Raw genomic sequence first — 13,399 nt, forward strand, 5'->3', positions numbered from 1 at the left:
CTGAATACGCCGCCTTCAGTAGTCCTTTCTCCAGCGGACGGAAAGCTTGGCGTCATTCTGTCCGCCGATCCGCGATACGAGCGACAGAGTCCGCCGAACCCGCCATTCGACCTGCGCCGCGGGCCCCTCGCGGCCGCCGCCGATGATCTCCAGATAGACGTCGTCGGTCACGTACTTGCCGCCGGACACCGTCATCCCCGTGGCGCTTTCGGCGAAGGCCAGGCGGTCGAGACGCGCGAAGCTGCGCAGGTTGCCGATCACATCGAAGCCGCCGCCGCCAGCCAGAGAGGCTAGGGCCGAGGCCAGTTGGGCGGCTTCGATCGGCGACAGCTGGGCGGCCGAAGAGCCGAACAGCACTTGGCTCAGCACCTCGTCGCTGGGCAGTTCGGGCTTGGAGGTGAGAGTGATCTCCGGCTTAGCCGCGGTTCCCTTGATCCTGACCACGGCGGTCAGGGACGTGTCCTCGCGCGTCGCCGAAAGATCCAGGCGGATCCGGTCGAGCTGGCTGGCCAGATAGACCGTGCCGTCGTCGTCGAATTCGAACCGCTTGCCCGCGAAATCGTACTCGCCCCGGACGACCCGCGCGACGCCGCTCAACGCCGGGGCCAGCGAGGTGCCGCCCACATGGGCGTCCAGAGACAGCTCGACGTCCAGGCCCCTGCCTCGCACGAAGACGCGGCGCGGCGCCTTCAGATCAAGGTCCAGGATCATGCCGCCGGTCGTGGGCCGCCGCTGCAGCCCCTGATCCAGGTCCTGCGGTCGATTTCGCTCGATCACGTCCATCGCCACCACACCGGCGGGCGTCTTGCTCTGGGCCGAGACATCGGCGCGGTCGATGGTCACCGCGCCGGCCAGCTTGATCTTGCCATCGGCGGAGCGGTTGACCGTCGCTGAGCCTGTCGCCACGGCCGAGGCCAGGTCGTTGTCGATCAGACGGAAGCTCTTCAGGTCCAGCTTGAAGCTGCCGACGCCGTCCCGCGCCAGGCTGATCCGTCCCGCGCCCGAGACCGAACCGCCCTGCCCGTCCTCGCCGATGGCCTGGCTGACATCGATGGCGTTGTCGGCCAGGGCCGAGCGCAGGGTGACCTTGCGCAGACGCAGACCGCTCTGGCCGTCCTCGAACCCACCGTCGTCCAGGGTGGCCTGCCCCAGCAGACGCGGATCAGCCAAGGTGCCGCCAAGACTGGCCTGCAGATTAATCCGGCCCGACAGCGAGCGTTCGGGGCCCATCAGCAGATCCCACAGCGGCTTGAGCTCACCCTTGGCCGAGAACTGGCCCTGTACGCCGCGCTTCTTGTTGATCATCAGCCGCAGCGGCCTGGCCGAGGCCTCGACCGGCAGGACCAGATTGGCCTCCGCCTTGAGGCCTTGGCGATTGTCGCCGTCGGCGACGATGGTCAATTGGCTGTCGGTCAGGTCGCCATGGATCTTGGCGTCCAGCGATTGCTCGATCTTGGCGCCCCGCTCACGCGCGTTGGACAGGCGCATCGTGAAGTCGCCGCCCAGCGTCTCGCCTTGCCCCCGCAGATTGAAGGAGCCGTCGATGTCGCCGTCCAGATCGGGATCGAAGGCGGTCAGGGTGACGCCGGTCAATTCGGCCTTGAGCATGGCGGTCGCGCCGCCAAGGTCGGCGTCGAGGTCGGCGCGTCCCTTGTCGATCGCCAGACGCAGGCGGGCTTGGGTCGGACCGTCACCGAAGCGGATCCTGGCGGCCTCGTTGGTCTTGATCTCCGTGCGTCCCATACGGCCGGAAGCGTTCAGGGTAAGGTCGTAGACCCGCCCCGTCTGGGCCAGCTCGCCGGAACCGCCCAGGCGCCAGCGGCCACCGGGCGCGTCGCCCCGCGCATCGATCGACAGCGGCAGGCGCGAAAGCGGCCCATCGGCCTTGATCCGCGCCGAGCGCACCTTCCAGCCGCCGCTGGCCACATCCTGCGCCGTCAGGTCGAAGGTGGCCGTCGTCGCTCCACCGCCGGGCGCGTCGACCAGCCGCGCCGTGCCCTTGACCTGCCCCTGCGGCAGGAAAGCGCCCGGCCCGATCGCCAAGGTCAGATCGGCCGTCGCTGGCAGGCCGTTGCGAAGCGACACCGCGCCTTGCGCCTTGGCCCCGCCCGCGTCGACGTCCAGCGCGCTCAGTTCGATCCCGCCGGGCGAGAACCGGAAAGCTGTTCGGCCGCGCGCGACGCCATAGGCGCTCTGCCCCTGAAGGGCGGCCACGCCATCCGTGGCGTTGGCTCCACGCGCGAAGGTCAGGGCCAAATGCGCCTTGGTCAGAGGCAGTCTGGGCAGATCGATCGAGTCGAAGTCGGCGGTCAGGTCCGCGCGCGGCGCCGACAGCACGCCGCCGACCTTGCCCTCACCACTGGCCTTGCCGGCGATCTCGACCGGTCCGGCGCGGAACGGTCCCGTCGCGGTCCAGTCCAGCCCGAAGTCGAGCGAGAGGCCCTTGCCGAGCTTGCCCTCCGTCTTGACGCTGGCGGCCGCGCCTTCGAGCCGGGCGTCGGCGACGGTCAAGACGCCCTCGTTCCAGCTGGCCTTGCCGTTCAGCCGGGGCGTCGCGCCCAGAAGACGGTCGATCTCCGCGTAGCCGGTCGCGAAGTTGGCCGCGCGCCCATCGACGGTGAAGGCCCATGGACGCCCCGCGAAACTGGAGGCGGACCACTTGGCCGCGACCGAACCCCTCGCGCCCTGTCGGACCGGGCCAAGGCTGGCCACCTTCATCTCGCCGTCGAAAGACAGGCCGCCCAACACGCCTCGCTCGCCCTGGCCGGTGACGATCAGGTTCGGCGCGTCAATGCGGGCCGAGCGGATCAGGAAACGCCCGCCCTTGATCCGCGCGCCTTCGAACGTCGCCTTCGGACTTGCGCCGAGCACCGCCAACAGCCCCGTCCCGCCGCCGCCCGACGAGGTCGCCTGCGCCTTGATCTCAAGCTCGCCCTTGGCCCACCGCACCAAGGCCGGGCCCTTGGCCCGCTTCAGGTGGTAGCCCAGCAGTTCCAGGTCGGCGACATCGGCGTTTCCCTCGACCGAGAAGCCGCCCGTTTCGAGCCGGAAGACGCCATCCGCCAATCCCTGCCCCATCTGCGGGATCGAGACGATCCGCTTCAGGGCGCCGATGCGCGCGGTGAACGCCAGACCGTCAGGTCCCGTGCGGCGCTTGGCCAGGTCGGCCAGGCCATGCGCCTGCAGCGACAGGTTCTCGGCCTGAACATCCAATGTCAGAGCCGAGAGTCCGTCTTTCGTCGCCTTCTTTCCATCGATAACGAAGTCCGCCCTTGGGCCGAACATTCGCTCAAGGCGCTGGGTCAGGCGCGAAGCCCCCAGGTCGAGCCGCCCGCGCGCGGATCCGCCCTCGGGCGTCCAGGCGCCGCTGGCGTCAAGCGGCGTGTCGGCGCCCGACCGGGCCCGGACCGTGAACGCGGCCCGGCTGGTCGTGCCATCCGCCTTGGCCTTCAGGTCGAACGGGCGATCGGCCGGCAGGCCCAGCGCGCCCGCAATGGCGCCGCCACCAGCTTCGGTGGCGTCGGCGACCAGATGCAAGGTCTTGGAGCGCCCCAGGTCGAAATCGAGATTGAGGTGATCACCGACGTGCAGGCGAGACGCGACCGCCGCCTTGCCCTTCTGCCCGCCGCGACGGGCCATTTCGTATTCCCCCGCGACATCGAAATCCCCGTCCTTGCCGCTGAAGGCCGGGCGGGTGATCAAGCGAAAGGCGAAGGCGTCGAGGTCCACCGACACGGGCGCGGCGCTCGACTTGCCCTTCGGCCCCATGGTCGGACGGCGCAGGACGACCACATCGCGCGCGTCGATCCTCTCCGCGTGAAAGCGCCGGCCGAACAGCTCGGTGGCGCGCCAGGCCACACGCACGTCATGAGCTTCCAGCCACACGCCCTTTTCGTCGGAAATGGTCAGGCGGCGGACACCGAAGTCCTTCCAGATGTCCCCCGACAGGCCCTCGACGTGCAGTTTGCCGATGCGTCCAAGCTTCAGGCCCGACGCCCGCGCCTCCAGGAACATCCGCCCCTGCGGCGTGATCGGCGCGAAGCGCAGGCCGCCGGCCATGACAATCAGGATCGCGGCGAGTATGGCCGAGGCGATCAGGAGCGCGCCGCCCCAGCCGATCTTCTTGGCGGCCTTGACGGCGGTCTCGCCCGCCGCCTCGGCGACCTGGACGACCGTCTCCGTCAGGTCAGGCTTGTCCTGTTCGCCGCTCAAAAGCTTTGCCCGATGCTGAGATAAATCTGGAACGCCGGATCGCCCGAACGACGCCCGAGCGGTACGGCGAAGTCCGCGCGGATGGGTCCGAAGCCAAGGTCGTACCGTATGCCAAAGCCGGCGCCCGCGCGGAAATCCTCGCGCTGAGGCGTCTCATGCGTGCCGATCGCGCCTGCGTCGACGAAGGCGACGCCGCTCCAGCGCTGGGTGATCTTCTGGCGAATCTCGAACGAGGTCTCGACCAGCGAAACGCCGCCCTGGGGCGTATTGTCGGAGAGACGCGGGCCGATCGCCTGGTAGGCGTAGCCCCGCACCGAACCACCGCCGCCGGCGTAGAAGCGCCGCGCCGCGGGGACCTCGGGAATGCCGCCCCCGACGATCGCGCCCAGCTTCAGGCGCCCCGCCAGCACGGTGCTCGCCCCCTTGCCGAACGGGATATAGGCCGAACCTTGGGAGGTCAGCTTCAGATACGGCAGAGAGGTGTCGCCCAGCACATAGGTCGGCTCGCCCCGGGCCTCCAGGCGCCAACCGCGCTTCGGATCGAGGATGTTGTCCGAGAAGTCCCAGGCGTAGGCGGCCAGACCCGCCACCGTGGCCAGGTTGAGCTTGCGGCCCGCCACCAGGCCATTTTGACTGACCTGTTCCTTGGTCTGCGACAGATCCAGAGACACACCGAAGGTCCGGTAGGCGGTCGTCTGCCGACGCTTGGTCAGGTCCACGCCGACCGTGGCCCCGGTTTCGTTGTAGGCGTCGGTGTCGTTGCGGAAGATCGAGCTGCGCAGCTTCAAGGTCTGCTGCGGCCGGCGCCAGTGCGGCAGAGAAATCTCGGCGCCGACGCTCTGTTCGAGCTTGGCGAAGCGAAGCGCATAGGTGGTGGTGTCGGCGCGCTTGAAGCGGTTGTAGCGGATCCACTTGGCGTCGACGCCCGCGCCTTCGCTCGTGGAATAGCCCGCGCTCAGTTCCAAGGTCCTCGCGCGACGGTCCGCCAAGGTGACCACGACGGGGCGGAAGCCCTCGGCGGAGGCCTTGTCGGGTCCGGCCAGCGAGACAGAGATCGAATCATAGACACTGGTGTCGCGAAGCCTGCGCTCCAGTTCGGCGACGTCCTCGGGATCGTAGACGTCCCCGACTACCCAGGGCGCCAGACGCGCCACCCAGGCGGGATTGGTGCGCCCCTTGGTGACCACCTGGACGCCGTTCAGGTGGACCAGCTCCCCAGCGACGATCTTGAAGGAGGGACGTACGGTGTGGTCGGCATGGTCGACGATCACCTCGCGCGGCTCGGCCGCCGCGTCGGCGTAGCCCAGCTTGGCGACCTGGGCGACGATCCGCCCTTCGGCGCCCACCACATCGGCGGACCGGCCCGGCTCGCCGACGGTCAGACGCATGGACGTCGCGGCCCGCTGGCGCGTGCCCTCGTCGGGCGGCGTTCCCGACCAGTCGATCTTGGGGTCGGCGATGACGAAAACCGGGCCTGGCGTGATCTTGACCACCCCACGCGGAGGCTCGCCATCGAGAACGTCGGGCTCGACGGTATAGGCGTAGTAGCCTTCGGCGCGGAGCACGGCGATGGCGTCCTCGCCAGCCTGCCGGGCCCGCCGTCGCGCCTCGGCGCGGCTCTGGGCGGCGTGTTTGGACTGGGTCAGCGCCCTTTGGATGGCCTCCCGAAGGGCCTTGTCCTCGACGCCCTGGATCTGGGCCATTGGTTCGTCGGCCCAGGCGACCGAAGCCATGAGCCAAGTCACCGTCGTCAAGGCCAGGGAAGTCCGCCCAAGCACCAGATCTTGTTCCCCGCGCGATGCGCCCCCGTCCCTGCTGTAGTCTCGGGTAGCGCCCATGTCACGATCGGAAATGCAACGGATCGACCGCGAGCGACGCTTCTCAAAGAAGGCGAAAGGCGCCCAAATGGCAGGCAGCCGTGCGCATCTGCGCAGCGGCGGTCGAATCCCTCGCGCTTGGGTGTCTCGACGCTCTAGAGTCTGTTGGACGCGGGCGCTTCGGCCCCGCGCCCAAGACAGAAGACGGTCTCAAGGCGGAAGATGGGCTTGGAAAAGAGCGCGGCGGGCATGACCCAAATCTTGGCGGACGCTCCGCCGCTGCCGATGATGGAGGCCGCCTATCTTCCTGGCGTCGCCTACGACGAGATGTTCACGCCCGACGGCGAAGTCCGGACGCATTACGATCCCCTGCACGCGCGCATGTCGACCCTGGGCGCGGAGGAACTGGCGGATCGCCAGCGCACGCTGGAGCGATCTTTCCTGCTGCAGGGCATCACCTTCACCGTCTACGGAGCCGAGAACACCACCGAGCGCATTATCCCGACGGATTTGTTCCCCCGTATCATTCCGGCCGTCGAATGGGCCCAGATCGAAGCCGGGCTGACCCAGCGCCTGCGCGCGCTGAACCTGTTCCTGGACGACATCTACGGCGACCAGCAGATCCTGATGGACGGCGTCGTGCCGCGTGAGCTGGTGCTGGGCGCTCCTTCGTACCGGCGGGAGATGCAGCACCTCTACGTGCCGCACAAGGCCTACGCCAATGTCTGCGGCAGCGACCTGATCCGCCAGCAGAACGGCGAGTTCGCCGTGCTGGAGGACAACCTGCGCGTCCCATCGGGCGTGTCTTACATGCTGGCCAATCGCGACGCGGCAAAACGCACCTTTCCGGGCACCTATCGCGCCGCCGGGGTGCGCCCGGTCGAGCGCTATCCCGATCTGCTGCTGGCCACGCTCAAGAGCATGACCGCCGACTGGCGCTCCGATCCGCAAGTCGTGGTGTTGACGCCGGGCGTTTACAACAGCGCCTATTACGAGCACGCTTACCTCGCCCGGCTGATGGGCGTGCCACTGGTCGAGGGCCGTGACCTCGTGGTGCACGAGAACATGGTCTACATGCGCACCACGACCGGCATCCGCCGCGTGGACGTGATCTACCGCCGCGTAGACGACGACTTTATCGACCCCCTCACCTTCCGGCGGGACTCTTCGCTCGGCGCGGCCGGGTTGTTCAACGCCTATCGGGCCGGCAACGTGGTCATCTGCAACGCGCCCGGCACCGGCGTCGCCGACGACAAGGCCGTCTACGCCTATGTTCCCGACATCATCCGCTACTACCTGGGCGAGGACGCCATCCTGCCCAACATCGAGACCTATCTCTGCCGCGAACCCCGCCAGCTGAGCCACGTCCTGGCCAATCTCGACAAGTTCGTGGTCAAGGCCGTCGGCGCATCGGGCGGCTACGGCATGCTGGTCGGTCCCCACGCCAGCCAGAAGGAGCGAGACGCCTTCGCCGAGGCGATCAAGGCCGATCCGGACAACTACATCGCCCAGCCGACCATCCAGCTGTCGACCGCCCCCTGCCTGGTCGACGGTCGCATCGAGCCGCGCCACGTCGACCTGCGTCCCTTCATCCTGTCTGGCGAAAAGACCGTCGTCACGCCCGGGGCTCTGACGCGGGTGGCGCTGAAGCGCGGCTCGCTGGTCGTCAACTCCAGCCAGGGCGGCGGTTCGAAGGACACGTGGGTTCTGGCCGAGGAAAATGGCCACGCCAACGGTCACGCCAATGGAAACGGAAGCGCCCGTCCATGATGCTCGCGCTCTCCAAGACACAGGAGCCGCTCGCATGATGCTCGCGCTCTCTAAGGCGAAGGAGCCGCTCGCATGATGCTCGCTCGGGTCGCCGACAGCCTCTACTGGCTGGGCCGATACATAGAACGGGCCGAGCACCTTTCGCGCCTGTCCAGCGTAATGCTGAACGCCACGCTGGACCAGACCGACGCGGGCGCCCACGCGGTCTGGATCGCCATGGCCGCCGTCGGCGAGCCGGGCGACGGCGCCGGCGTCGCGTCCTTCGAGGCCGCCCGCTCCCTGGTGCTTGACCGCCAGGATCCCAATTCGGTGGTCTCGTCCCTGGCCCGGGCGCGCGAGAACGCTCGCCAGGTGCGCGACCAGATCACCACCGAGACCTGGGAGCGGCTGAACCTGCTCTATCTGAAGGTCACCGACACGCGCGCGGCCGAGGAATTCTCCGACAGTTCCGCCAGCTTCCTGCACGACGTGATCGCCGACCTGCATCTGTTCAAGGGCGCGGCTGACACCACGATGAGCCACGGCGAAAGCTGGCGCTTCATGATGCTGGGCATCTACATGGAACGCGCCCAGCTGGTCTCCCGGCTGCTGGAGGTGTGCTTCGCCGAGTCACCGCGGCACGGGCGCTTGGACGATCACGTCGCCCTGGTCAGCGTGCTGCGCATGGCCTGTGCTCTGGAGCCCTACCTGCGGGTGTACACCGCCGAAATCGAGCCGCGGCACATCCTGGAGTTCCTGGTGTTCGACGAGGACTTCCCCCGCTCGATCCGCTTCGCCACGAGCCAAATCGAACAGCACCTGACCGCTCTGGCCCGGCGGGTGTCCGCCAGCGAGCGGGCCGCGCCCGAGCGCCTGGCCGGACGCCTCAAGGCGCGTCTGCAATACGCCGATGTCGATGAGCTGGAGGCCGTCGGCGCCGGGCCGCTGCTGACCACCGTCGTCAACGAGTGCGCTCGGATCCACGAAGCGATCTACGAGACGTTCGTGGCCTATCCGCTCGAAATGCGCCTGCCCGCTTAGAGGTCTTTCCCGTGCTGCTCGAAATTCGCCACGTCACCCAGTACCACTACGAGCGTCCCGTGCGGGAAAGCCTGATGGAGCTGTGGATGCAGCCTCAGAAATCCGCCCGCCAACGCCTGGTGAGCTTCGAGCTGGACCTGGAGCCCGCCGCCCAGGTGTTTTCCTACGCGGACAGTTTCGGCAACGCCGTCTACCACTTCGACGTGCCCCAGCCGCACGACAAGCTGACCATCGTCGCCCGCTCCGCCGTGGAGACCGAACCTCCCCCGGAACGGCCCGCGCACCTGGACATGGGCGAGTGGGACCGGATGCGCAGCGAATTCGTCCGTGGCGAGTGTTTCGACTTCCTGCGGCCGCACGGCTTCGCGCGCACCACTGAAGCACTGCAGACCTTCATAAACGAACACGACCTCGACACGCTGAAGCGCAAGGATCCCCTGACGGCGATCCGGCAGCTCTCCGAGACCATTTACGGCGCGTTCGAATATCAGCCGGGCGTCACCGACGCCGACAGCCCGATCGACCTGGCGCTCAGCGCCGGCCGGGGCGTCTGCCAGGATTTCGCCCATATCATGCTGGCGGTCTGCCGCGGCTGGGGCGTGCCGGCGCGCTATGTCTCAGGCTATCTTTTCACCGATCGCGAAGCGGGCGACCGGTCCGATCCCGACGCGACCCACGCCTGGGTCGAGGTTTTCCTGCCCAGCCTGCGCTGGGTGGGGTTCGATCCGACCAACAACATGATGGCCGGCGAGCGCCACGTGGCAGTGGCCGTCGGCCGCGACTACGCTGACGTCACGCCCTCACGCGGGGTGTACAAGGGCAACGCGGAAAGCCAGTTGGCGGTCGGGGTCACCGTGCGGCGAGCCCGCGCGGCCGTGGCCGAGCCGGAATTCCTGCGCATGGCCCGCCCCAGCTTCGCGGGCGGTCGCAGGCGGACGGCGGCCCAGCGCGACGACTTGCACCAGCAGCAACAGCAGCAGCAGTAGCGTCAGTCACCGACCGACAGGGTGGCGGCGAACCGCCGAGCGATATCCAGGGCGCCCGCGGCGCCGCCGGCGCGCGGACCGATGCGGTCGGTCTCCAAAAACTGAACGCCCGTCTCCGCGCCGGATCGCCAGACGACCTCGGCCAGATGCACGCGTCGCCCACCAGCGTCCACGAAGATGAAACGGTCCGGCGGCGGCGTTATGCCCGCCGTCGACAGACGCGCGCCACGCTCGGCGATGTCCAGCAGCGAGCACTTCCACGAGCGCGGATCATCGACGATGTAGATTTTGCGCGCCGCCGGCATCCGAGGATGCGAACGACGCTCCGCGCCCGAAGGCTCGACCATGGACATGCGACCTATAGAACTCCTGCCGAGTCGGCGGAGAATCTACCGCAACCGTTGCAATTTCGTGTGCGAAGCTTGAGGCGCCTTCATCAGAACGGGTTCGGCAAAATGAGCTCGTCAGGCGGCGTAGACGTGCGCCTTGCGCGCTGCGACCCTGACCTCGCCCTGAAACCGGACGGCCTCGGCGCGCGAGGCGCTGATTTCGATGCGCCGGCCGTCGGCCGTGGTGGCGTTGACGGCGGTCAGCGCCCCCTGCACGTGAGCGCGATCGACCCGGACGGTAAAGCCGCCGTCGTCGAGCACGAAGTCGTGGGGCCGCACATAGGCCGTGGCCGCGCCGTCGCGGACGCCCGAGGCGGGCAGGCCCAGCGAGCCTGCGCTGAACCGGCCGCCGCTGACCTGGCCCTCGAAGCAGTTGGCCTCACCCACGAAGCCGCAGACGAAGGCCGAGGCGGGTTGGTCATGCACCTGGTCGGGCGTGCCGATCTGCTCGATCTGCCCCTTGTTGAGGATGGCCACGCGGTCGGCCAGTTCCAGGGCCTCTTCCTGGTCGTGGGTGACGAAGATCGTGGTGACGCCGGTGGCGTCATGGACGCGACGCAGCTCCCGGCGCAGGGACTTGCGCACCGTGGCGTCGAGCGCGCCGAAGGGCTCATCCAGCAGCAGCACGCTAGGCTGCACCGCAAGGGCGCGCGACAGGGCCACGCGCTGGCGCTGACCGCCCGAGAGCTGCGAAGGGTAGCGCTTGCCCAGGCCTTCCAACTCGACCAGCTTCAGCAGGTCCTCGACCCGCTTGGCGATCTCGGTCTTGGAGGGCTTTTCCTTGCCCTTCCGGACATCGAGGCCGAACGCGATGTTCTTGGCCACGGTCATGTGCTTGAACAGCGCGTACTGCTGGAACACGAAGCCCACGCGACGGGCCGCCGCCGAGGCGTAGGTCACGTCCTCACCGTCGAACAGCACCTGACCCGCGTCGGGAAACTCCAGGCCGGCGATGGTGCGCAGCAGCGTCGTCTTGCCCGAGCCCGAAGGCCCCAGCAGAGCCAACAGTTCGCCGTCGGCGATCTCGAGGTCGACCTTGTTCAGCGCCGGATAGCGGCCGAACTTCTTCTCGACGGAGCGGATGGAGATGGTCATTTCGTCGTAAGTCCGTTCAATGTCCGCCGCGCCCGCTTCGGACGTCGGGCTGGGCGACTTCGACCGCCGTCTTCAGCACCAGCGTGACCACCGCCAACAGGCACAGCAGAGCCGCGACCGCGAAGGCGCCCACGAAGTCGTACTCGTTGTAGAGGATCTCGACGTGCAGCGGCATGGTGTTGGTCAGGCCGCGGATGTGGCCGCTGACCACCGACACCGCCCCGAACTCGCCCATGGCGCGTGCGTTGCACAGCAGGACGCCGTACAGCAGGCCCCACCGGACGTTGGGGGCCGTGACCCGCCAGAAGGTGTAGAGGCCACCAGCGCCCATCGAGACAGCCGCTTCCTCTTCGCTGGCGCCCTGCTCCTGCATCAGGGGGATCAACTCGCGCGCCACGAAGGGGAAAGTCACGAAGATGGTCGCCAGCACGATGCCGGGAATGGCGAAGATGATCTTCAGGTCGTTGTCCAGCAGCCACTCGCCCATCCAGCCCTGAAGGCCGAAGACCAGCACATAGATCAAGCCGGCCACGACGGGCGAAACGGAGAACGGCAGGTCGATCAGCGTGATCAGGAACGCCTTGCCTGGAAACTCATGCTTGGCGATGGCCCAGGCCGCGCAAAGACCGAACACCGCGTTGAACGGCACGGCGATGGCCGCCGTGATCAGGGTCAGCTTCACGGCCGCCAGGGCGTCGGGATTGGCGATAGCGTCCAGGGCGGGACCCAAGCCTTTGCGCAACGCCTCGGCGAATACCGCCACCAGGGGCAGGACCAGGACTAGCGCCAGGAACGCCAGGACCACACCGACCACCAGGACCTTGGCCCAGGCCGGATCATCGGTGGCGCGACGGTGGGCGGATGCGGCGACGGCCATTACGCAAACCTCCGCGACCAGGCCTGGATGGCGTTGATGACCAGCAGCATCGTGAACGAGACGGCCAGCATGACCACGGCGATGGTGGCCGCCCGAGCGTATTCGAACTGCTCCAGCTGAATGATGATCAACAGCGGCGCGATCTCGGACTTGTAGGGCATGTTGCCGGCGATGAAGATCACCGAGCCGTACTCGCCCACCCCTCTGGCGAAGGCCAGGGCGAAGCCGGTCAGCCAGGCCGGCGCCAGCGCCGGCAAGACAATCCGCAGGATGGTGTCGATCCGGTTCGCGCCCAGGCTGGCGGCGGCTTCCTCGACATCGTCGGCGGCGTCACGCAGGACTGGCTCGATGGTGCGGACCACGAACGGCAGGCCAATGAAAATCAGGGCGATGGTCACGCCAACGGGGTTGTAGGCAGCCTTGATCCCCAGCGGCGTCAGAAACTGCCCGACCCAGCCGTTGGGCGCGTACAGCGTCGCCAGGGCGATGCCGGCGACCGCTGTGGGCAAGGCGAAGGGCAGGTCGACCAGGGCGTTGACGATCGTCTTGCCGGGAAAGTCATAGCGGACCAGGGCCCAGGCGGTCAGGACGCCGAATACACCGTTGATCGCCGCCGCGACGAAGGCCGCGCCGAAGGTCAGGCGGTAGGCCGCCATGGCGCGCTGCGAGAACGCCACGGCCAAGAATTCGGAGGGCGATTGCTGGGCGGCCTTCAGCACGACGGCCGACAGCGGAATGAGGACGATCAGCGAGAGCACGGACAGCGTCACGCCCATCGTCAGGCCAAAGCCAGGAATGGCGGAACGGCGGCGAAATAGCGGGCGCTTGGCCGGCGGCCGGCGCTCGGCGGTGTCGGCGGTCATCGTCTGATCGTCGTCCAGGGTCCGGGCTCGCCACATGGCTCTAGGCAAAGGCTGAACGCGCCAAGCCCGCGATCGGTCCCGGCGGCGTCGTGAAAACTGAGCCGCTTAAATCTCTACCACGACAATGGGGCAAACGAGAAAAGGCCGGCGCCGGGTGGAGAAAAACTGGTCGAAGCGCCTCGCGCCATCTCTCGGCGGGCAGCAATCCCGCGCCGTGTCTGGACAATGCCGAACGAGGAGAACGTCCGATAACCTCTTAGAGATCAGAGGTTTGAGTTTGGTAGGCCGGGTGAGGTTCGAACTCACGACCATTCGATTAAAAGTCGAATGCTCTACCACTGAGCTACCGGCCCGCTCACGATCCGGCGGG

At 67.7% G+C, this 13,399-nt stretch carries 9 protein-coding genes and 1 tRNA gene; 3 read left to right on the forward strand and 7 right to left on the reverse strand.

The features are described 5' to 3' along the window. Nucleotides 1-15: 15 nt before the first annotated feature. Nucleotides 16-4,185, reverse strand: a complete 4,170-nt coding sequence (locus VJ655_RS03760) for a translocation/assembly module TamB domain-containing protein (RefSeq protein WP_324098434.1) — start codon at nucleotides 4,183-4,185, stop codon at nucleotides 16-18. Nucleotides 4,186-4,208: 23 nt separating this feature from the next. Further along, on the reverse strand, nucleotides 4,209-5,993 hold the full coding sequence (locus tag VJ655_RS03765) for an autotransporter assembly complex family protein (protein ID WP_324098438.1): 1,785 nt from the start codon (nucleotides 5,991-5,993) through the stop codon (nucleotides 4,209-4,211). A 258-nt stretch (nucleotides 5,994-6,251) separates the two neighbouring features. On the opposite strand from VJ655_RS03765, the gene VJ655_RS03770 reads away from it, so the two are divergent. From VJ655_RS03770 to VJ655_RS03780, 3 genes are all read left to right on the forward strand, one after another. Next, nucleotides 6,252-7,799 (forward strand): circularly permuted type 2 ATP-grasp protein, encoded by a 1,548-nt coding sequence (locus VJ655_RS03770; protein WP_414646931.1) that lies wholly within the window; start codon nucleotides 6,252-6,254, stop codon nucleotides 7,797-7,799. Between the two features lie 72 nt (nucleotides 7,800-7,871). Beyond that, the gene (locus tag VJ655_RS03775; protein WP_324098420.1) at nucleotides 7,872-8,819 is read left to right on the forward strand and encodes an alpha-E domain-containing protein; all 948 of its coding nucleotides are present in this window, start codon (nucleotides 7,872-7,874) and stop codon (nucleotides 8,817-8,819) included. A gap of 11 nt (nucleotides 8,820-8,830) precedes the next feature. Next, a complete protein-coding gene (locus VJ655_RS03780) occupies nucleotides 8,831-9,805 on the forward strand; it encodes a transglutaminase family protein (protein ID WP_324098425.1) in 975 nt (324 codons plus the stop codon). Nucleotides 9,806-9,807: 2 nt separating this feature from the next. Here VJ655_RS03780 and VJ655_RS03785 read toward each other — a convergent pair whose 3' ends face one another. The 5 genes from VJ655_RS03785 to VJ655_RS03805 form a co-directional block, all read right to left on the reverse strand. Then, nucleotides 9,808-10,158 carry a PilZ domain-containing protein gene (locus VJ655_RS03785; RefSeq protein WP_324098427.1) on the reverse strand — a complete coding sequence of 117 codons (351 nt, stop codon included), beginning with the start codon at nucleotides 10,156-10,158 and terminating at the stop codon, nucleotides 9,808-9,810. A gap of 111 nt (nucleotides 10,159-10,269) precedes the next feature. Next, a complete protein-coding gene (locus VJ655_RS03790) occupies nucleotides 10,270-11,289 on the reverse strand; it encodes a sulfate/molybdate ABC transporter ATP-binding protein (protein WP_324098429.1) in 1,020 nt (339 codons plus the stop codon). 16 nt (nucleotides 11,290-11,305) lie between these two features. Next, nucleotides 11,306-12,166: a sulfate ABC transporter permease subunit CysW gene (gene cysW, locus VJ655_RS03795; RefSeq protein ID WP_324098431.1), complete on the reverse strand. Its 861-nt coding sequence runs from the start codon at nucleotides 12,164-12,166 to the stop codon at nucleotides 11,306-11,308. Then, nucleotides 12,166-13,029: a sulfate ABC transporter permease subunit CysT gene (gene cysT, locus VJ655_RS03800; RefSeq protein ID WP_324098440.1), complete on the reverse strand. Its 864-nt coding sequence runs from the start codon at nucleotides 13,027-13,029 to the stop codon at nucleotides 12,166-12,168. Before cysT ends, cysW begins: the two co-directional genes overlap by 1 nt. A gap of 278 nt (nucleotides 13,030-13,307) precedes the next feature. Beyond that, a tRNA-Lys gene (locus tag VJ655_RS03805) sits at nucleotides 13,308-13,382 on the reverse strand. Between the last annotated feature and the right edge of the window lie 17 nt (nucleotides 13,383-13,399).

The sequence above is a fragment of the Caulobacter sp. genome, from assembly GCF_035254145.1.
Lineage (GTDB): Bacteria > Pseudomonadota > Alphaproteobacteria > Caulobacterales > Caulobacteraceae > Caulobacter.